The organism is Shewanella corallii (genome assembly GCF_023349125.1).
Classification (GTDB): domain Bacteria; phylum Pseudomonadota; class Gammaproteobacteria; order Enterobacterales; family Shewanellaceae; genus Shewanella; species Shewanella corallii.
The window spans coordinates 21,870-41,216 of record NZ_JAKIKT010000015.1; the positions used below are offsets into that span (position 1 = coordinate 21,870).

20 protein-coding genes are annotated in these 19,347 nt (G+C 52.7%); 3 read left to right on the forward strand and 17 right to left on the reverse strand.

All coding sequences use genetic code 11. The features are described from left to right. Positions 1 to 30: 30 nt before the first annotated feature. From L2725_RS22090 to L2725_RS22165, 16 genes are read right to left on the reverse strand one after another with little or no spacing between them, the layout of a single operon-like run. Positions 31 to 1,263 (reverse strand): beta-ketoacyl-ACP synthase, encoded by a 1,233-nt coding sequence (locus L2725_RS22090; protein ID WP_249250956.1) that lies wholly within the window; start codon positions 1,261 to 1,263, stop codon positions 31 to 33. Then, entirely contained in the window at positions 1,260 to 1,991 is a 732-nt protein-coding gene (locus tag L2725_RS22095) for a 3-ketoacyl-ACP reductase FabG2 (RefSeq protein ID WP_249250957.1), read from the reverse strand. The genes L2725_RS22090 and L2725_RS22095 overlap by 4 nt, the downstream gene beginning before the upstream one ends. Next, on the reverse strand, positions 1,988 to 2,470 hold the full coding sequence (locus L2725_RS22100) for a hotdog family protein (RefSeq protein ID WP_249250958.1): 483 nt from the start codon (positions 2,468 to 2,470) through the stop codon (positions 1,988 to 1,990). The genes L2725_RS22095 and L2725_RS22100 overlap by 4 nt, the downstream gene beginning before the upstream one ends. Continuing rightward, entirely contained in the window at positions 2,463 to 3,674 is a 1,212-nt protein-coding gene (locus L2725_RS22105) for a beta-ketoacyl-[acyl-carrier-protein] synthase family protein (protein ID WP_249250959.1), read from the reverse strand. The genes L2725_RS22100 and L2725_RS22105 overlap by 8 nt, the downstream gene beginning before the upstream one ends. Then, positions 3,664 to 4,290: a DUF3261 domain-containing protein gene (locus tag L2725_RS22110; protein ID WP_249250960.1), complete on the reverse strand. Its 627-nt coding sequence runs from the start codon at positions 4,288 to 4,290 to the stop codon at positions 3,664 to 3,666. Before L2725_RS22110 ends, L2725_RS22105 begins: the two co-directional genes overlap by 11 nt. Continuing rightward, on the reverse strand, positions 4,283 to 6,724 hold the full coding sequence (locus L2725_RS22115) for an MMPL family transporter (RefSeq protein ID WP_249250961.1): 2,442 nt from the start codon (positions 6,722 to 6,724) through the stop codon (positions 4,283 to 4,285). Before L2725_RS22115 ends, L2725_RS22110 begins: the two co-directional genes overlap by 8 nt. Then, on the reverse strand, positions 6,708 to 7,358 hold the full coding sequence (locus tag L2725_RS22120; protein WP_249250962.1) for an outer membrane lipoprotein carrier protein LolA: 651 nt from the start codon (positions 7,356 to 7,358) through the stop codon (positions 6,708 to 6,710). Before L2725_RS22120 ends, L2725_RS22115 begins: the two co-directional genes overlap by 17 nt. Further along, complete coding sequence (locus L2725_RS22125; protein ID WP_249250963.1) at positions 7,345 to 7,788, reverse strand: acyl-CoA thioesterase; 444 nt, start codon at positions 7,786 to 7,788, stop codon at positions 7,345 to 7,347. The genes L2725_RS22120 and L2725_RS22125 overlap by 14 nt, the downstream gene beginning before the upstream one ends. After that, the gene (locus L2725_RS22130; protein ID WP_249250964.1) at positions 7,788 to 9,326 is read right to left on the reverse strand and encodes an HAL/PAL/TAL family ammonia-lyase; all 1,539 of its coding nucleotides are present in this window, start codon (positions 9,324 to 9,326) and stop codon (positions 7,788 to 7,790) included. Before L2725_RS22130 ends, L2725_RS22125 begins: the two co-directional genes overlap by 1 nt. Then, positions 9,316 to 11,019 (reverse strand): glycosyltransferase family 2 protein, encoded by a 1,704-nt coding sequence (locus L2725_RS22135; protein ID WP_115138865.1) that lies wholly within the window; start codon positions 11,017 to 11,019, stop codon positions 9,316 to 9,318. The genes L2725_RS22130 and L2725_RS22135 overlap by 11 nt, the downstream gene beginning before the upstream one ends. After that, on the reverse strand, positions 11,016 to 12,779 hold the full coding sequence (locus L2725_RS22140; protein ID WP_249250965.1) for an ApeI family dehydratase: 1,764 nt from the start codon (positions 12,777 to 12,779) through the stop codon (positions 11,016 to 11,018). Before L2725_RS22140 ends, L2725_RS22135 begins: the two co-directional genes overlap by 4 nt. Next, positions 12,755 to 13,315 carry a COG4648 family protein gene (locus L2725_RS22145; RefSeq protein WP_249250966.1) on the reverse strand — a complete coding sequence of 187 codons (561 nt, stop codon included), beginning with the start codon at positions 13,313 to 13,315 and terminating at the stop codon, positions 12,755 to 12,757. Before L2725_RS22145 ends, L2725_RS22140 begins: the two co-directional genes overlap by 25 nt. Continuing rightward, positions 13,315 to 13,572, reverse strand: a complete 258-nt coding sequence (locus L2725_RS22150) for an acyl carrier protein (RefSeq protein ID WP_115138862.1) — start codon at positions 13,570 to 13,572, stop codon at positions 13,315 to 13,317. Before L2725_RS22150 ends, L2725_RS22145 begins: the two co-directional genes overlap by 1 nt. 16 nt (positions 13,573 to 13,588) lie before the next feature. Then, positions 13,589 to 13,846, reverse strand: a complete 258-nt coding sequence (locus L2725_RS22155) for a phosphopantetheine-binding protein (protein ID WP_115138861.1) — start codon at positions 13,844 to 13,846, stop codon at positions 13,589 to 13,591. A gap of 12 nt (positions 13,847 to 13,858) precedes the next feature. Further along, on the reverse strand, positions 13,859 to 14,659 hold the full coding sequence (locus L2725_RS22160) for a lysophospholipid acyltransferase family protein (protein WP_249250967.1): 801 nt from the start codon (positions 14,657 to 14,659) through the stop codon (positions 13,859 to 13,861). Then, on the reverse strand, positions 14,659 to 15,372 hold the full coding sequence (locus L2725_RS22165; RefSeq protein WP_249250969.1) for a beta-ketoacyl synthase chain length factor: 714 nt from the start codon (positions 15,370 to 15,372) through the stop codon (positions 14,659 to 14,661). Before L2725_RS22165 ends, L2725_RS22160 begins: the two co-directional genes overlap by 1 nt. Before the next feature lie 147 nt (positions 15,373 to 15,519). Here L2725_RS22165 and L2725_RS22170 point away from each other — a divergent pair, with 147 nt between their 5' ends. Both L2725_RS22170 and L2725_RS22175 read left to right on the forward strand, forming a co-directional pair. After that, positions 15,520 to 15,906 carry a hypothetical protein gene (locus L2725_RS22170; protein WP_249250971.1) on the forward strand — a complete coding sequence of 129 codons (387 nt, stop codon included), beginning with the start codon at positions 15,520 to 15,522 and terminating at the stop codon, positions 15,904 to 15,906. A gap of 25 nt (positions 15,907 to 15,931) precedes the next feature. After that, the gene (locus L2725_RS22175; RefSeq protein ID WP_249250973.1) at positions 15,932 to 16,999 is read left to right on the forward strand and encodes a methyltransferase; all 1,068 of its coding nucleotides are present in this window, start codon (positions 15,932 to 15,934) and stop codon (positions 16,997 to 16,999) included. Between the two features lie 23 nt (positions 17,000 to 17,022). On the opposite strand, the gene L2725_RS22180 is transcribed toward L2725_RS22175, so the two are convergent. Continuing rightward, entirely contained in the window at positions 17,023 to 17,919 is an 897-nt protein-coding gene (locus tag L2725_RS22180) for an alpha/beta hydrolase (RefSeq protein WP_249250975.1), read from the reverse strand. 154 nt (positions 17,920 to 18,073) lie between these two features. Here L2725_RS22180 and L2725_RS22185 point away from each other — a divergent pair, with 154 nt between their 5' ends. After that, positions 18,074 to 19,312 carry an NAD(P)/FAD-dependent oxidoreductase gene (locus tag L2725_RS22185; RefSeq protein ID WP_249250977.1) on the forward strand — a complete coding sequence of 413 codons (1,239 nt, stop codon included), beginning with the start codon at positions 18,074 to 18,076 and terminating at the stop codon, positions 19,310 to 19,312. Positions 19,313 to 19,347 lie beyond the last annotated feature (35 nt).

A 19,347-nucleotide genomic window follows, 5' to 3' on the forward strand; every position in this document is an offset into this window, starting at 1 on the left:
GCGGGGCTTTTTTGTCTTTGACTATTCGGGTTAATCAGCCAGTTTTTTGAAGATCAATGAGGTATTGATACCGCCGAAGGCAAAGTTATTACTCATAATGCAGTCGGTTTGCAGTTCACGGCCTTCACCACGGATATAGTCTAGATTGCCGCAACGTTCGTCGATATTGTTGAGGTTCAATGTGGGGTGGAACCAACCGGTGTGCATCATCTCCAGTGACAACCATGCCTCAATGGCTCCACAGGCGCCCAGGGTATGGCCCAGGTAGCTCTTGAGTGAACTGATAGGGGCATTGTTGCCAAAGATATTGGCGGTGGCATTACTCTCGGCAATATCGCCTTTTTCTGTGGCTGTGCCATGGGCGGATACATAGCCAATCTCAGAGGGGGCAACCTGAGCCTGTTTCAGTGCCATCTCCATACAGATCTGCATGGTTTCCATTTGAGGCTGAGTCACATGGGCTGCATCACAGTTGCTGGCATAGCCGATGATCTCTGCATAGATTTTTGCACCCCGGGCTTTGGCGTGCTCGTACTCTTCCAGAATCAGGCTTCCCGCACCTTCGCCAATGACCAGGCCGTCTCTTTCCGTGTCCCATGGACTGGGTGTAGTACCCGGTTTTTCGTTTTTCAGGCTGGTGGCAAACAGGGTGTCGAATACCGCAGATTCTGTTGGGCACAGCTCCTCTGCGCCGCCAGCAACCATCACGGTTTGATAGCCGTGTTTAATGGCCTCATAGGCGTAACCAATGGCCTGGCTACCCGAGGTGCAGGCGCTGCTGGTGGGAATAACCCGACCTTTCAGACCGAAGAACAGGCCGACGTTTACCGCCGTGGTATGAGGCATCATCTGCACATAAGTGGTGGCAGTAATGGCACTGGTTGTTTTGTCGTTGAGCATGACACCAAATGCGCCAATAGCGGGAGTACTGCCTGTGGAGGAACCGTAGGCAATCCCTGTTTCACCATTGGTCAGTACCGGATTTCCCATCAGGCCCGACTGCTCCAGCGCCTGCTCGGTCGCCAGCGTCGACAGTTGAGAGACACGGCCCATGGAGCGAATCTTCTTACGGGTGTAATGGGCTGGCAGAGAGAAGTTCTCGATCGGTGCGGCGAGTTTGGTATTCAGGCCGTCATATTGCTCATAGCTTTCCATGTAGCGGACAGCGTTTTCACAGGCTCGCAAACGGGGCTCGATATCGGCCCAGCTGTTCCCGAATGCAGTGACCCCTGACATACCTGTGACGACGACACGACGACTCATACCAAACCTCCGTTGATGGATATAACCTGACGGGTGACATAGGCTGCCACATCTGACATCAAATAACTAACCAGACCAGCAACCTCTTGCGGTTCACCCATACGACGCAGGGGAACCAGAGGCAGAGCGTGTTCTTTCACATGCTCATCGACCATACCTGTGTCGATAAGCCCGGGGGCAACGCAGTTAACGGTAATTTTACGCTTGGCCAACTCAAGTGCCAGCGACTTGGTAGCGCCAATCACACCGGCTTTTGCGGCGCTGTAATTGGTTTGTCCACGGTTACCGGCAATCCCGGATACCGAGGCCAGGGTCACTATGCGACCGCCTTTACGAAGCTGGATCATCGGCATTACACAGGGGTGCAGCACGTTATAGAAACTGTCCAGGTTGGTATGCACCACGCCATCCCACTCTTCGCCCGTCATTGCCGGGAAGGCGGTGTCTTTGGTCAGGCCTGCATTGTTGACCACGCCATAGTAGGCACCATTTTCGCCGATGTCAGCTTCCAGTCTAGCCTTACATTGCTCACGGTCAGCTATATCAAACTGCAGCAGATTTGCATCACCACCTAATTCACGAATACTGGCCTGAGTCGCTTCTGCACCGGCTTTGTCACCCATATAGTGAACCGTGATATGAAAGCCATCTTTGGCCAACTGAATCGCGATGGCTTTACCTATGCCTTTGCTGGCTCCGGTAACCAGAATTCGACGTGCGCTGCTCATTTTCTCGCCTCTCTTGTCTCTTGCATTGCTTTGAGTTTTTCTTCTGAGGGTACGTAGGCATTAAGCTGACTGCTGGCCAGCACCTTGCCGTTATTTTCTATGCGACAACTGAATACCGCCATGCCATTGTCTTCCATCAGGCGTTCCGCTTTGATATCCAGCAGCTGCCCCTGGGTAAATGCCTGAACCTCACTTTGATAACGGCGGCTGCCGAGCAAAAAGCCGATAGGTGGTTGCTCACCTTGCTGTCGGGCACGAAAACCTGACCAGGTGGCAACGGTTTGCGCCATCAGCTCTATCCCCACCCAGCCGGGAATGGATCTGGAATCGGCATCAAAAAAGGTGTGCGATGGGGTGACTTCCAACTGGCAGTAAACATGCTCTTCACCGGCATCAAGCACCCTGTCTATCAATATCATGGGGGCTTGATGGGGTAGTAGTTCAGCCACGGGTGGCATCTTGTGGGAATACTCAGTCATTGGGATATCCAAAAATCAGGCTGATATTATTGCCACCAAAGGCAAAAGAGTTACTTAAAATTGCTGGCTTTGACAGCTTTTGACCATCTGACACCAGAGTGATATCAGCAATATCGTCACCAACTGGCCCCCTCAGGTTCTGTTTGGGCAATGTCAGGTCATGCTGTAGCAGATGCCAACAGATAGCGGCTTCAGTGGCGCTGGCCGCGCCCAGGGTATGACCTGTCAGCTGCTTGGTGGAACTTACCGGAACGCTGGCACCAAACAGTCGGGCAATGGCCTTGGACTCCATGGTGTCATTGAGTGGCGTAGCCGTGCCGTGAGCATTGATATACCCGATATCAGAGGGCCCCAATCCGGCATCATCCAGCGCCTTTTGCATTGCTTCAAAGGCGCCTTTTCCTTCTGGCTCAGGTGCTGATATGTGGTGCGCATCGGAACTGTCACCCGCTCCCAGTAACTGCAACGGCCTGTCGCTGTCATCCCTGCTTTGGGTGAGCAGCATAAAGGCAGCGGCCTCACCGATATTGATACCGTTTCGCTGTGCCTCAAACGGGCGACACAGTTCTGTGGACAGGGCTTCCAGTCCGTTAAAACCGTTCAGGGTGAGACGGCACAGGGTATCGCAACCACCGACAATGACAGCATCAGCCATTCCGGATCGCAGCAGGTTACGGGCAGATAAAAATACCCTGCCACTGGATGAGCAGGCAGTGGAGACAGTGTAAGACGGCCCGCTTGCCCCGGTGGCGTCAGCCACAAAATCATTCAGATTGACCAACTCCTGGCGGTAATAGTGATAGCCATGTGGAAACTCGCCCTGTTCCAGATAGTGAACAAATGCCTGCTCACCATCAGAAATTCCTGAGGTGCTGGTTCCCACCACAGCGGCGACACGGGCTGCGCCATATTTGTTGATGGCATTGGTGATCAATGGCTGCAACTGACTCAACGCAGACCAGGCCAGCTGATTATTACGGGTATGAAAGTGTGGGTTGTCAGCTTCAATCTCAGGCAGGGGATCACTAATCCGCCCAACTACTGTGGGTCTGCCGTTATTGAGTATTTCAGCCTCATGGGTCATGGCTGGATTGATGCCAGTTGCCAGACAGGCGTGTATCTCTTTATCGGTTTTGCCCATGGCCGAGTGGAAGCCACAACCATGGATATAGATGACATGTTTGTTCAGCATCTTATGCGTCATTATCCTTTCCCTGGCTCAGAGTTTTGATGGTTATTTGCAGCCCAAGCTGTTTGTCCCTGAACACTATCGGGCCTGCCAGTTTCTCTGTTCTGCTGTATTCAATCTCAATTTGAGGTTGGCCATTGCTATCCAGTAACTCTCTGGTCAGTCCGTGCTGGACCAGTCTCCAATTCACTGAGGCCAGCTCGGTTTCCCAGGCTTTCAGAGGCCAGAGGGTCAACATCAGGTTAAGTGCCACCTGCTCGGGTTCAGGCAGTGTGGTACCCAGACCCGGCATCACGGCAGTAGTGATCTGTCCCTTTTCATAGGTCAGGCTGAGAATACGACTGCCCCAGGAGGAAAAGCCTGCTAAAGCCAGCTTCTCAGGGGTGACTTCAAGTTGCACTGGCAAGGTACGGGACTGCTGTTTGCCATCCTGTTGCCAACTGACAGTGATCAGTTGAGAAGCCGTCAGTGTGCCACCGTAAGAGGCGGGAGAGGGCAGAGCCACAAAAGTGTCTGCAGCCAGTCGCACCTTATTGCCATCATCACTCGGTTTTGGCGATAAACTGCAGCCACTGAGCCACAGAAGTGCCAGCAACAGCAGGCTTTTGCAGAAAGCGGCAAAGTTAAGCACCTTCTCTCCTTGTCGATAAGTTCTTCATGGACACAGGTGCCAGGAACCAGGCCACTATAATACCCGTCAGCACTGTGATGCCAAAACTATGGATAGCCATGGTATGGCTCAGTGCCAGCAGGCCAAATGACAGTAGAGTGGTCGCGGCGGACAAACTGATTGCCAACAGGGTACTCTGACGGGCGGGTGTGGCCTGGGAAGCTGAACCCGCCAGCTCTTTATGACGACTCTGCTCGGCGAAAAACAGGCTGTAATCTATGCCGATCCCCAGGATCAGAATCACCGCCAGCAGGTTAAACAGGTTCAGCGGCAGACCGGTAAGGTTGGTCACCGCCAGTCCGGCCACTGAGGCAACGACCGTGGGCAGAATAACCCAGCAAGCCTGACGCCAGCCAAAGCGAACAGTCAGCAAGCCGTATATCAGTCCAAATGCCAGTAACAGCAGTTCAGTCACCCTGATTCGGTATTCTCCAAACAGCGAGGAGATTTCATCGGCTTTATCCAGAAAGCTGATATCCCCATTGTTTGCCGCCAGTGCTTTTATGGCCCTTGCATCATTCACTCCACTGAGCAGCACTACCGAGGCAAACTTTCCTGCGCTGTCCTCTCCCAGTTCTTGCTCCCCCAACCAAAGGAAGCGCAGTGCGTCTGAAGCCGGAGAGGCCAGAAATTCAGTCAGGGTCAGAGGGGCGAACTGCTCAGGTGCAACCGGCGCTTGTTTCATTCCCAGAGTCGCTGCCAGTTTGTCTCCCTGAGAGCGGTAAAGTTGGGTAATCAACTCAAAGTTCAGCTTTTGTTGAACCTCCGCAGGCACGTAGGTTCCCAGACTGGTAAAACTGGTCAGCTTGCCTTCGGCTTTCAGCCCCTGCAGTTGATGATCTGTTTGCGACAGTGCCGTTAGCAACGCCTGCTCTGATCGGGCTCTCAGTAGCAGCATCTGTTGAGTGCTGCCCATGCCGGTTACCGCTTTAATCTCAGCTTCCTGGGTCTGAAGCCCTTCAGGCAGAGCCTGGAGCTGACGGATGTCATCATCATAGTGAACATGGTAAAGCCCGAATAACGCCGCCAGCAGTATTGCCGAAGGCAGCAGATATCTCAGCCCGGGCTTTTGCCAAAAGGCCAGGGCTGCATTCAATAGCCTGAGCTGGGGCAGTGGCGCATCGTGCACTTTTGACGCCGCCAACAGAGGGTACCAGCACACTACAGTCAGGTAAGCGCCGGTCAGCCCTATGGCAGAGAAGAGTGCCAACTGCTGCAACCCCGGGAAGGGCGCGACCAACATACTCAGATAACCTACCAGGCTGGTGATTAGGCCAAGAGTAATGGCAGCGAAGATATGTTTAAGGCCTGCAACAGGGTTCCAGCGACTGCCAGCCGCTAATCTATCGGTGAGATAGTGGAAAGCGTAGTCGATGGACACACCGATAAGGCTGGCACCAAACACCAGGCTGAACAGATGCACCTTACCAAAAATCAGCAGACATGCCGCCAGCGCACACAACAAACCGCTGCCGATGGAGACCAGCGCCAGGGTCATCGGCAACGCAGAGCGGTATACGATCAGCAGCAGCAGGATCACCCCCAGCAAAGAGCCCAGGCCTATTGTGCTGATCTCATCTTTAGCGCTTTGGGTACCAAAAGCAGCGTAGAAAAGCACGCCGGTATGCAGCACCTGTGCCTGCTGACCATTAAAGTCGGTATGGGCAATTGTCTGTTCCAGTAAGGTCAGTTCAGGCAAACGAGCCTGCAGCGACGGCGAATAGGGGGAGCCAGACAGCCGGGCGGTGATCAACACATAGCTGTGTGCCTGGCCATCAGGCGCTGTTTGTCTGGAGATCAAAAAGCCATTATCGAGGCGGAATTGGCCGGCTTGTTGCCCCAAAGACTGCAGATAATCGCGGAACAATAAAAAAGGATCGTTGCTCAGCTCGTTGGCCGTGACCCCTGAAAAAGGATTGTAGACCGACTGCACCACTTTTTGAGTCTGAGTCGCCGGTTGGCTGCTCAGCCTTTGTTGTTGCTCTGGCGTCAGCAGGCTAAATCTGTGGGGATAGAAGAGTTTGCCCCAGGCCTGCTGCTGGGTTTCAGTGATTTTTCCCTGAATATCCGTGAGCCAGTCTAGGCTTGTGAGTTGCTCACTGAACTGGCTTGCAGCTTTGACTGCAGTGGCGTCATCAGGGGCTTTAACCAGAAACAGCAATTTGTCTTCCATCGCACCAGCTATTTGCTCAAAGGCTTTCTGGGCGAGGGGATCCTGTTGGTTTTGTGGCAGCAGTTTTAGAATATTGGTCTCAATGGGCGATTGCCCCTGACCGGATATCAGGGGCATAAATCTGACTGCCAGTACGGCAATGGCGAGCAGCAAACAAGCCAGCCAGATAACGGCTGCCAGCCTGGATGCTTTGCCGTGATGCAGCTCAGAGGGCAAAGACACTTTGCTCTTCCTGAGTCAGCGTTGATGGATGAGATTGGTCAGTGAAACTGATGCGGGTGGAGTCACCTCGCAGCTCTGTGAGTTCCAGTTTATCCAGGTTTTCATCACCTTTGAGCACAATGGATGTAAACACCTGCGTCAGTGGCGGAGTGCGGGGGGTTAGCGCCAATGTCCAATTGTCTGCGTCTCCGCTCAGGGCAACATCAAACTGCTCCTGCAGCTTTTGCGTGTCTCCCTGAAACAGGGACAGAAACAGATGGCTGAAATAGAACACCATAGGGTTCTCATCGGCATTCATCAGTTGTGGCGCTTCAGTGCCAAACTGCTGACTCAACTTGTTTTTGGTTAAAACAAGAGAGACAGGGAAAGGCTGGGTTTGCTGCCACCAAAGTCCTTGCTGGCGCGACAACACAAAATGACCGGATGAGCTCAAAGGCTGGCTGAACATAGACAGGTTACGCACCTGCTCAAAATCACCTTTAACCAACTCATGGGCTGCCAGTGTCTGCTGCAGCTGTTGCAGTGTGATGCCTGCCTGTTCGGTTTCTGTGTTGGCTGCCGTTGCCGCAAAAGTTGGGGCGGTCAACAGAGCCAGAGGGATAACCAGTGCGGTCAGCAGCCTAGTCAGTGTCATATTGGAAAGCCTCCAGCTTATCCAGAAATACTCTTGGCGACGCCAGCAGCATCTCCCTGTCCTTGATGCTGACCGCCACCTGCATGGTATGGGCTTTGGTCATTCGCTCGCCGGTTTCTCCATCATAAATCACATAATCCACCCGCATGCGGTTCTCCCACTCATTGAGTGTGGCGGTGACTCTGATCCTGTGATTAAAGGGGATGGAGCGGATATATTTTACCCGCGTGTCTATGATGGGCCACATATAGCCGGAATCCATCATGTCCAGATAGCTGTAATGGATCTTTTCCATCATTACCCGGCGGGCTTCCTCAAAATAGCGGAAGTAGTTGCCGTGATAGACCACACCCATAGGGTCGGCATCCTGAAATGAGGTGATCATGTCCACCTCGGCACTGAGCACTTTGGCCATAGGCTCCTCACTCATTAATACAAACTCCAGTGACGTTGCTCAATACGTGCCATAAAGTGGCGCAGATCCGCTTCCAGTGGCCTGTCCTCCACCACGGGTTGGAACTCCTCCAATACCTCCGCCACCATGGCTTTCATCGCCGGGCTGAAATGCTCTTCGTTCAACTCATGGTGACGCTTGCGCAGGACGATGGCCTGTGTCGCTGCCAGTAATGATGCTGATGTCACCTGCTCGGTCAGCTGTAGTACCCGCAAACAGTCCCGGGCAGCAATGGTACCCATGCTGACTTTGTCCTGATTGTGACATTCGGTAGAGCGGGAGAATACGCTGGCCGGCATGGTGTGTTTCAGGGCTTCAGCTGTCCAGGCCGATACACCTATCTGCACGGCTTTAAACCCGTGGTTGATTGGCTTGCGTTCGCCTTCGGCGCCGGTCAGGTTAAATGGCAGACCGTTGTTGAACTTGTAATCCATCAGCTGGGCCATCTGTCTGTCCAGCAGGTCTGCAATATTGGCGATGGCGGTTTTCAGCGTATCCATCGCCATGGCGATATGGCCACCATAGAAGTGACCGCCGTGAAGCACCCGCTCATTCTCACCATCGATAATCGGATTGTCGTTGGCGCTGTTGAGTTCATTCTCAATCATATGGCGCAGCCAAGGCAGACTGTCCTGCAGTACCCCAATCACATGGGGAGCACAACGCAGCGAATATCTGTCCTGCAGTCTGTCACTGTTGCGTGGTGGGCGATCAGCCTGAAGATCCGATCTCAGCCAGGCGGCAATTTGCTGTTGCCCCGGATGCGGTTTCACAGCAAACAGGGCTTCATCAAAGTGGAAATCATTGCCCTGCATACCCAGGGTCACCATGGCGGTAATTCTGGTCGCGAGCTGGGCCAGGTATTCGGCTCGTTTGTAGGCGATACAGGCCAGGGCAGTCATTACTGAAGTGCCATTCATCAGTGCCAGACCCTCCTTGGGGCGCAGCACAATGGGGGAGATCTTCAGCTCGGCGAACACCTCTTCAGTGGGACGATATTGCCCTTTGTAAAACACTTCCCGCTCGCCAATCAAAGCTGCCGCCACATAGGAGAGTGGTGTCAGGTCGCCGCTGGCGCCCACCGACCCCTCTTCGGGAATACGGGGAGTGATATCCTGATTAATCAAAGTGACCAGTTGTTCCAGCAGTTCCATGCTGACGCCGGATACGCCCTGACTGAGGGAGCAGAGTCGGGTCGCCAACACAGCGCGAGCCTGTTCTCTGGACAGGTTCTTACCCAGGCCGCAACCATGAAATCGGGTCAGGTGCAGTGGCAGGGTTGGGACAAGATCAGTAGGGATACCGACAGTACAGGAGTCACCATAGCCTGTGGTCACGCCGTAAATCACACCGTCCTCTTTCAGCAGGCGGTCCAGAAAGGCCACGCCCCGGTTTATCCGGCCAACAAAGCTGTCGCTGTGATTCAATTCGGCACCGGCGCCCTCACTGATGGCGACGACATCTTCAATGGTGAGGCGGTTTTCACCGAAGAGAATACGGGTGTTACTTGTCATTGTGTTGTCCAGTTAACTGCCAGAAATTATAAAAGTTGTACCACTGCATCGGGGCTTTCAGGGTGTAATGCTCCAGCCTGGAGGCATAGTCGCCGACGACCTGAGTCAGCGCCTGCTCTCTGTCTTTGCGGGGCAGAGTCAAAGGATCCCTGAAGGGTTCAAAATACACATTGAAATGGGGTTCGCTGCGGCTGTCATCTCTCAGGCCAAACAGCAGAAAAACCGGTGCTCTGAGCGCTGCAGCCAGCAAAAAAGGTCCCTGAGGGAAGGGCGCTGGCTGGCCGAGGAAATCTGCCCACACCACTCTCTCTTCCTGAGTTGCCGAAGTGCGGTCGCCGACCACAACCACACACTCGCCATCATCCAGTTTTTGCTTCAGCAGGATAGCGGTGGAGGGCCCCAGGCTCTGCACCTGAATCAGATTTACGCCTGCTTCCGGGTTGATAGCTTCCATCACATTGTTGAACTGCTCGGCGTGTTGGGTAAATACCAGCGCATTGATTTTGATATCTGTATTCTGTCGAGACAGCGCCCGGCATAATTCAAGGTTGCCCAGATGGGAGCCCAACAGCAGCATGCCCTGTTTGCCCTCGGCCAGCCGCTCGAAATGCTCCTGACCGTGAATCGTCAGGTTGTCAGGTTTAAAGTCCCCTTGCCAGGCTGCCAGTTTATCCAGCATGGTTTCGCCGAATGACAGTTGATGCCGGTAACTGCTGAGGTTATCCGGTAGCTCAAGGTTTTGGCTGTCGGCGTACTGAGTTAAATGCGCCAGAAACTCTTCCGAGGCGGTGCGTGCCTGCTTGCCTGTCAGGTGGTAATAGCCGATAACGGGTTTCAGCATCAGGCTGAAGGCACGTCGCCCCAGAAGGCGATAGATCCACAGCAGGGTTTTGATACCCAGTATGGTTCCCCGCTCTTTGGTGGTGGACCAATGGGTTTGCTGAGGCTTGTTCTGTGATTTGAATTTTCTGGCAAGGAGTTTGGGTATGCGTGGCAGCATGCCGAAAAACAGCCTGGTATGCATAGCCGAGATTTTAACGTTGTCCCAAAGGGCATCAAAGTGAGAGATGCCGCCCTCGGGGTAAATCACCCGGGTGGGAATAAAGCGGATATCCGTTCCGGCCCAGTACATTCGCACCAGAATCTCGATATCAAAATCCATTCGTTTGCCAATCTTGCAGCGATTCAGCAACTGAACCGTCTGTGCCAGAGGGTAGGCGCGAAAACCACACATGCTGTCTTTGATATCCAGCGACAGAGTCTCAATCCAAACCCAGATATGGGTGGCGTATCGACCGTAGAGGCGGGACTTGGGGACAGATTCATCATAAACAGGCTGGCCTGAAATCAGACTTTGAGGCTGCTCCTGTGACAACGCCAATAATCTGGGGACTGTCTCCAGATCATGCTGACCATCCGCATCAATTTGGATGGCATGGCTGAACCCTTGAGCATAAGCCTGTCTCAGGCCCGCCATCACAGCGCCGCCTTTGCCCTGATTTTCCGCCAGAGTCACCAGGGTGACATCACTGGCCTGGCCAAGTTGCTCCAGTACCTGTTTGGTTGCCGACTCGCTGCCGTCATCCACAAGCACAAAGGGCAACTGAAATTGACGCAGAGAAGCCAATACTGCCTCGACAGTATTGCCATGGTTATAACAGGGGATCAGAAAGCAGGGGCGGTACTCGCTCATGCATTGGGCTCCAGTTTAATACGTCCGGAAGAATGCATACCCAGGGGTGAACTGTAGCTGAATGTCAGCTTTTGTTTGTCTTCGGCCCAACTCAGTTCCAGCGTGACTCTGGCGCCCGGGGTGATCGGCTCCTGGAATTTGATCACTTCCATACCGGCAAATCTGCCATCGGTAGACAGTAACGCTGCGGCAAAACGTATCGCCCAGTCAATTTGAGTTACGCCGGGCAGCAGGGCGAACTGAGGAAAATGGCCCTGAAAATCCAGCAGATCTGCATCGGGCTGGAGTTCAATTCTGGCTGTGTTTCCCTGCACATCTGAGTGCAATATCTGAGGGAGGACTCTGACCATCCTATTTTTCTCTTTTTCCTGGTCTGAAAACAGTTGCACCAAAGCCTGGTACAGTCGTTTGCCCTGACTGTTCACCGGGATCTGCTCAACAATCCTGAAACGACGTGGGATCCCCACAGGCTCAAGATAGCTTCTTAATCTACTGCGCAGTGCCAGATTAAACTTGCCTTTGCCCAGCTTGGCTATTTCAGCTTTACCTGAGTCACTCAGGCTGATCACGGCAGCAATGGACAGGCGCTTACCATCGTCCAGTGGCAGAGCGGCAGCTTCTTCCAACCACTCCAGATTGGTGAGGTGGCGCTCCACTTCGGTCAGTGAAATACGCTTTTCTTCAATCTTTACTACCCGGTCTGTTCGGCCCAGCAAACGAAATTGATGATCGCCAATCAGTTCTGCTCTGTCACTGGTGTGGTACCAACCCTGTTGGCAATCTTCTGCTGGAATAAAGCTGGATTTCAGTACTATGCCAGCGTCGGCAGCAAGACGCATCCCGTGGCCGGGAAAGAGTTGCCATGGAGTTGTTAGCTCTCGCTGCTGTCTGAACGCGATGCCGCCGGTTTCGGTTGAACCGAATATCTCCATTGGCCTCAGGTTGAACAGTCGCTGGCAATCATCGGCTGCCGTTAACGGCAGGGGACCACCGGAGGAAAACATCATCCGGTATTTATCCTGAGCGGCTTCGTTACCCAGACGTTTAAGCAGTGCAGGACTGCTGATAAGCCAGGTATTTGGGGCGGCTTCGGCCATTACCTGCTCGGGGTAAATCAGGTTTTCTGCTGCAAATGGACGCTCTGCACACAGGGGCCAGAGCAATCGGAATAGCAGGCCATATATGTGCTGATGAGAAACCGTGCTGGCCACCCGGCAGCCGGTCAACTGGTTTCCCCAAAGCAGGTGCAGCTGCTGAATTTCAACATCCAGCAATCCCAGGTGTTTGTGAATGGCTTTTGGCGTACCACTGGAGCCGGAAGTGAACAGGGTCAGCCGAATGGATTCAGGGGTTAAGCAGGCTAATTGAGCCGTTGTTGAATCAGAGTGAGTAGGCAACTGAATCTGCAATGTCGCGGGCAGGTTGGCGTCGACAGGCTGGTCATACAGCAGGGCATCGAAATGTTGACTTATCTCCTCCAGCGCACCGGCCTGATAATTACCCGGCAGCACCAGATGTTTGCCGCTGTGGCAGCAGGCAAACAGGGCTACGGCAAACTGATAGCTGTTGTCAAAACACAGGGCCCAGCGGGATTCGGTTCGCTGCCTGAGCTGATGGGTCAGATTGCCGACATCGGCTTTAAACTGGCTGCCGGTGATGACACCTTCTGCGCCCCACGCCAGCTCGCTGTTGTCAGCAAGTGCCATGGGCAGCTGAGCGACGGAGTAACAGGAGATCAGGCTGTTTTCTTTTTTACCCATTGGCGTACCAAATACTCGCAAACGAATAGTGTTCCTGCCAGCAGATAACTGATCAGGCCATTGTAGAGGGTCCAGATATGCAGAGGCATAAAACAGGTTGCCAATGCTATGCTGCCGTTGATGGCAAAAAAGCCACACCAGACGGCGGTGACTTTACGCGTGTATTGCACACCGCTATCGGGAAGGTCTGGTTCCTGGAGCCTTGCAAACCTTTCAATAATGGTTTGTTTTTGTTTAAAACTGGCGGCAAATAACCCCAGCATCAACACGTTGACGACAACCGGATAAAAGGTAAACCAGGACTGCTTTTGGAACACGTATCCCAGTGTTACCAGGACCAACCCCGCGCCACCACTTATCCAGGCCAGCGTTTTCAACTCTGCAAGACGGGCGTTGTTGCCCGCCAGGATCCGCAGGGCGAATATGCCCGCCATGACGGCGGCAATAATGCCTATATCAAAGTGTTGCAGGCCAAAGTAGACAGCAAGAGGGTAGGCCAGCAAGAGGATTGCTGACACTATTGTCAGCAAAGGCATCAGGCTTCCTGCATCAGCACGATCAACGCATCGACAATGTCGTTGACGGTTCGTACTGACTTAAAGTCTTCCGGTTTAATCTTTTTGCCGGTTTGATTTTGCAGGTGCACCACCAGGTCCACGGCATCAATACTGTCCAGATCCAGCTCCTGATACAGTTGGGCTTCAGGAGTAATATCGGCAGCATCCAGCTCAAACAGCTCTACCAGAGTGTTTTGAACCTGCTCGAATATTGCTTGTCTGTTTATTTCAGTCATGATAATCGCTTGTTTCTTATGCTTTATTTTCGGTGATGTAGTTTGCCAGACTGGCTACGGAGGCAAAGTGCTCACGGGTCTTGGTATCGTCGGCGTCAATCACTATGTTGTATTGCTTCTTCAGTGCCAATCCCAGCTCCAGAGCATCGATAGAGTCCAGACCCAGACCATCACCAAACAGAGGCGCTTCAGTTTCAATATCTTCCACCTGAATATCTTCCAGGTTCAGAGCCTCAATAATCAGTGCTTTAATCTCGTTATGTAATGTTTCCACTTTATCCTGCTTCTATATGTTCTGTGTTGGTTGCCCGGGCTCAGGAAAAAGGTGCTGAGCCATATAGCGGTTCAGTTCTCTGGCTGCATTGGCCGGAGAATCAGTATTCAGGAAGTCGCTAATGGCAATTTTACCTTTAACTTCCACCTTAAAAAATGGCTTACGATCCGGAACCTGATACCACATCTTCTCCTTGGTCAAAAAACTCGGGGAGACAGTGATATGAATCAATCTCAAATCGGTTTCTGTCCGTACTGCAATCTGTGCCGCTCCGCGTTGCAGTTTTGAGCTGACACCGGGCGTTGTACGGGTGCCCTCGGGAAAAATGAGTAATACATTGCCACTATTCAGTCTGTCGCTGCAATCGCCGAAAAGGCTATCCGGAGCTTGATTGGGGATATATCCGGCGGCTTTCACTATGCCTTTGATGAAAGGATTGTGCCAAATGGCAGCCTTAACCAGACAATCGCACTGGGGCAGGCATGACGCGATCAGCACATAGTCAATCAGGCTGGGGTGATTGGCAACTATGATGCAGTTTCTATCCTGCTGTAGTATCTCAGCGCCGATAATCTGATAATCGATACAACCGGTGAACTTCATGGTGCGGCAGAAAAAATCGAAGTTTTTCTGAATAATGTTCTGCACCTTCATTTCCCGCGCCGTCTGATCTTTGATGGAGCGTGTTATCAGCGGGAAAACCACGAAGGTCAGGCACAGGCCTCCGAGGCCAAACAGGGCAAAGCAAAAGCCTGTGGCCAGAATGCGGCGCAGCTTGTCCAAACGCTGAGTTAAGCTCAAACCGCTGGCCATTAACGACTCCAGCGCCAGCCGTTTCTTGAGCCCGGGATACTCCATGCAGAACTGGCATCACAAAGACCCTGAATGACACTGATGGCCTGAGGGGCTGTAAGTTGAGTATGAGTCAGAGGCTCCTGCTCGACACTAACCTCATCACCAGCAGTCATCAGCATGCCAAAGGCATAGCCGGAGTGCTCTATTGAGTCGAATCTGTCATAGGGAGTCGGCATGGGCTCATCAAAATCTACCAGTAACACAGTGTGGTCCGGGTGGCAGGCGAGGTAAGCGGTGGCTTCTATCAATCCGGCATGCAAAGAGTCTTCGCCGGCGCTGACAGATGTTACGGGCACCGCATGACCGGCAGCTATGGTGTAAAGGCCAGAGGCCGTGTTGTGCACAGACTGAGAGAAAGCCATGGGGGAAGCATCTTCACCTTTGAGTATGGATTCCACCAGAGTCACGGTTCTTGGCAGTTCACTGTGGCGACTACTGAATACCGCATAGTTCGGTGTGACCTCTTTGGTCAGTGTCAGGGCTGTCTGTACCGCCATTTTACTGAGAGAACTCATGCGGCGACGCATCATGGGAGGGATAAGATCGCTGGGTATAGCCTGGGTTGAAGAGGACGAATCGTCATCTTTATTATGGCTATGCCAATCTTCCGGACTGGACTTGCCCGGAGCCACTGCGTGCCAGTTTTTTATACAGAATTGAATCTTGCTCATAATTTACGACAGTGAATGCTTCCCTATCCTTGCCAATAACAAAACCGAGAGTATTGTTAGTCAGTCGTTAGATCTGCAAAGAATATATGATTTTCTGGCTGCAACACAATTCAATCAGTGTAGTTTGCGCCGTTATCAGGAGGATTTATGAAGACGGTCAAGTTGATAGCAATAGCTCTAGTGCTCACATCTGTTACCGCATGTGGCAGGATGCAACCGGTTAAAAACGTTCAATCAGCGCCAGTTACCTTTAATTTGACGTTAGAACAGGTAAAAACCGCAATTTTGCAGTCGGGAATCGACCGCGGTTGGGTGATGAAAGAGGTGAGTCCCGGAGTGATCCGCGCCGAGATTTTTGTACGCTCTCATCATGCTGTAGTCGACATTGATTACAACGACAAATCTTATTCCATCAATTATGTGACGTCTGACAACCTGAAATATGCCAATGGCAAGATCCATCGAAACTATAATCGCTGGGTAAATAATCTGGACGTCGATATTAAGCGGGCATTGGCGAAAGTCGCCATCTGATATGCCGCTTTCCTAAGGTAGTAGTGTGCTTCAATTTTCAAAAGATCCATTCAATGCGCTTCAGGCCAAGACTGAAGCGCAAAAACTGGCGTTTGCGCCTGTCGTGTTTCACTGTGCCCGTACTTTGAGAGATCTCGGCATTCTTGCTGCGCTGGACAGTGCCGGTGAGTCAGGAATGAATGCTGACTCCCTGAGTCAGCAAACCGGAGTCTCGGAGTATGGCGTTAAAGTACTGCTGGATATGGCCCTGAGCGCAGGTATAGTGCTCTGGCGTGAAGAGTGCTATGTGCTTGGAAAACTCGGTTACTTCCTGCTCCACGACGGCATGACCCGGGCCAATATGGATTTCACTGCTGACGTTTGTTACGCGGCAATGATGCACCTGACTGAGTCAATTACCGAAGGCAAGCCTGCGGGCCTGAAGGAGCTGGGTGACTGGCCGACCATCTATGAAGGCTTGTCACAGCTGCCGGAGAAAGCCAAGGAGAGCTGGTTCCAGTTTGACCATTTCTATTCGGACAGATCTTTCCCTGTGCTGCTGGAGCGGGTCTTTGCAAACAAGCCTAAAATGCTGGTGGATATCGGCGGCAACACAGGTAAGTGGGCAATGCAATGCTGTGCCCACGATTCGGACGTACAGGTCACCATAGTGGATTTGCCGCAGCAGCTGGCGATGGCCCGCGAAAACGCAGAGGCCAATGGTTTCGGTGAGCGTATCCATGGCTGGCCTGCCAATATGCTAAACCCAGAGCAAACGTTGCCTGCCGGGGCGGATGTATGGTGGATGAGTCAGTTCCTGGATTGCTTCTCGCCCATGGAGATACTGCAGATCCTGAAAAAGGTTCGAGCCACCATGGAGCCGGAAGCGACGGTATATATTCTGGAAATGTTCTGGGATGCACAGAAGTACGACGCTGCTTCATTCTGTTTGAATGCCACTTCTCTGTACTTCACCTGCCTGGCCAACGGTAACAGTCGTTTCTACCGCAGCGAGGACTTCTTGCAACTTGCTGCCGAGGCTGGATTTGTAGTGGCCTCCCGCACCGATGAAATCGGCCTGGGCCACACTTTGCTTGAGCTGAAAGCAGGTTAATCCTGTATTCAACCCATTTTCTATCAGGGTTTTAAAGTCAGGCTTTGGGAAGATGCCCCCGAGCCTGACTGTTGCATGCTGACGCTCATGCCTGCGGTTTGCTCCAGCCAGGCTACAACCTGCTGTTGATTTTGCGGATAGGCTCGGGTCATACCTCTGGCATGGGCACAATCATCCAATGCCATCATGGCCTTGTCGCCCGGCAGGGCTTCAAATATCTGCTCACCATAAGTGAATGGCACAATCTTGTCCTGTTTGCAGTGCACCACCAGTGCCGGCATTTGCGGCAGGTATCTGGCGTCATCCCCCGCAGCATATTCATCGCGCATGATGACATGGGCAAACCAGGCATAGAGCCCGCCCAGTGGGAAGTTACTCAATACATGGCTGGCGACCTGGGTGTAGCTGGTGAAGCCTGAATCGATAATAATGCCGTCCAACCTGAGTTGACTGTCCGCCATGGCCCGTATCAACAAGTTGGCACCCGTAGAGGTTGCCACTGCGTATACAGGTAATCCGGTTGCTGCGCTGAGCTGGTTGGCCAGTTTCAGCATGGACCGACTGTCTGCCACCGCCGCCACATCGGTGGACTGACCCTCAGAGTGACCGAATCCAGAGTAGTCGAATACCAACACATCAAAACCATGCTCTGTCAGCCAATCCACTTTCTCCTGAGTCTGCTCCATATGCCCGCTGTTACCATGGAAGTGCAGCACTATCCCCTTGATTTGTCCCTTTCCCGGCAGTAGTAGGCTGGCAATCCGGTTGCCGGAGTCCGATTCAAGCATGGTGATATTAGTGTTGAAAGAGGTGGGGGATTGCGGAGAGAAGAAGGCCTGGTTGGCGCATCCCTGCAGAAAAAGGATCGATGTCAGCAGAATGATTTTCATGGCGTCGCAATCAAAGTTGATCTTATTCATGGTTACGCCAGGGGAGTGGGAAAGGATCGTTTTGATTGGAATAAACTCCTATGCCGATTGAGATAGGCATCTGCTACACTGGCTCGTCTTATCGTCAGCGGCAGGCTCAAAGTCGATCGCAGATGTTGGAAAGCGCAGTAAACAGGGAGTTACAGTGGAGCAAAAACGCGTTGTAATTATTGGTGCCGGCCCTTCCGGCAGTGTGGCGGCAGCCTTGTTGAAGCAGCAGGGTATAGATGCTCTGATCCTGGAAAGAAGCAGTTTCCCTCGATTCTCCATAGGTGAAAGTTTGTTGCCCGCCTGTATGAGGGTGCTGGAAAAAGCCGGATTGGTTGATGCGGTTAATCAGGCCGGATTTCAGTTTAAAAACGGCGCCGCTTTCCGTCGCAATGGCAAATACACTGCGTTTGATTTCACCGATAAATTCTCTCCCGGGCCGGGTACCACCTATCAGGTACAAAGAGCAAACTTCGACAAAGTCCTGGCCGATGAGTCCGCAGCCCAAGGCGTTGAGATCCGCTACCGTCACTGGCTGACTGATATCAGCTTTGCCGATGGTAAAGCGCTGCTGTCCGTTGCAACCCAAGCGGGTACTGACTACCAAATTGAAGCTGACTTTGTGCTGGACGCCAGTGGCTTTGGGCGTGTGTTGCCCAAGCTGCTGGAACTGGAACAGCCCTCATGTCTGCCCGGGCGCAAAGCTGTATTCACCCATATCAAAGACGGCATAGTTTCAGCGGAGCACCCTGAATACGACAGAGATAAGATCCTGATCTCCGTGCATCCAGATAACCATGATGTCTGGTACTGGCTAATTCCCTTCAGCAATGGCAGCTGTTCCCTTGGCGTAGTGGGGGAGCCAGAGTTTTTCGATACCTACAGCGGCGATAACCTGGATGTACTCAAAGCCATCACCTTTGAAGAGCCTGGGCTGGCAGCGCTGCTGGATAAAGCTGAGTTCTGCAACCCGGCCGGTGAGTTGGGGGGATACTCCGCCAATGTCAAAAGCCTGTGGGGTAAACACTTTGCCCTGCTGGGGAATGCTGGTGAGTTTCTCGACCCAGTGTTCTCTTCCGGGGTGACTATTGCCATGGAGTCCGCCGATTTAGCAGTATCTGCTTTGATACGCCAGCTCGAAGGGCAGAATGTGGATTGGCAGCAGGAGTACGCTGAGCCTTTGATGAAGGGAGTCGATACCTTCCGCGCTTATGTACAGGGTTGGTATTCAGGTGAACTGCAGGATGTGATCTTCTTTGACCGCCCGGATCCCGGTATTAAGCAGAAGGTCTGTTCCATACTCGCGGGCTATGCCTGGGACAGCGATAACCCATTTGTCGCTCAACCGGAAAGACGCCTTAAGACGCTGGCTCAGGTCTGCAACCCGTCTGCTTAAATAGCAGATAAAAAAGGAGAGCCGAGGCTCTCCTT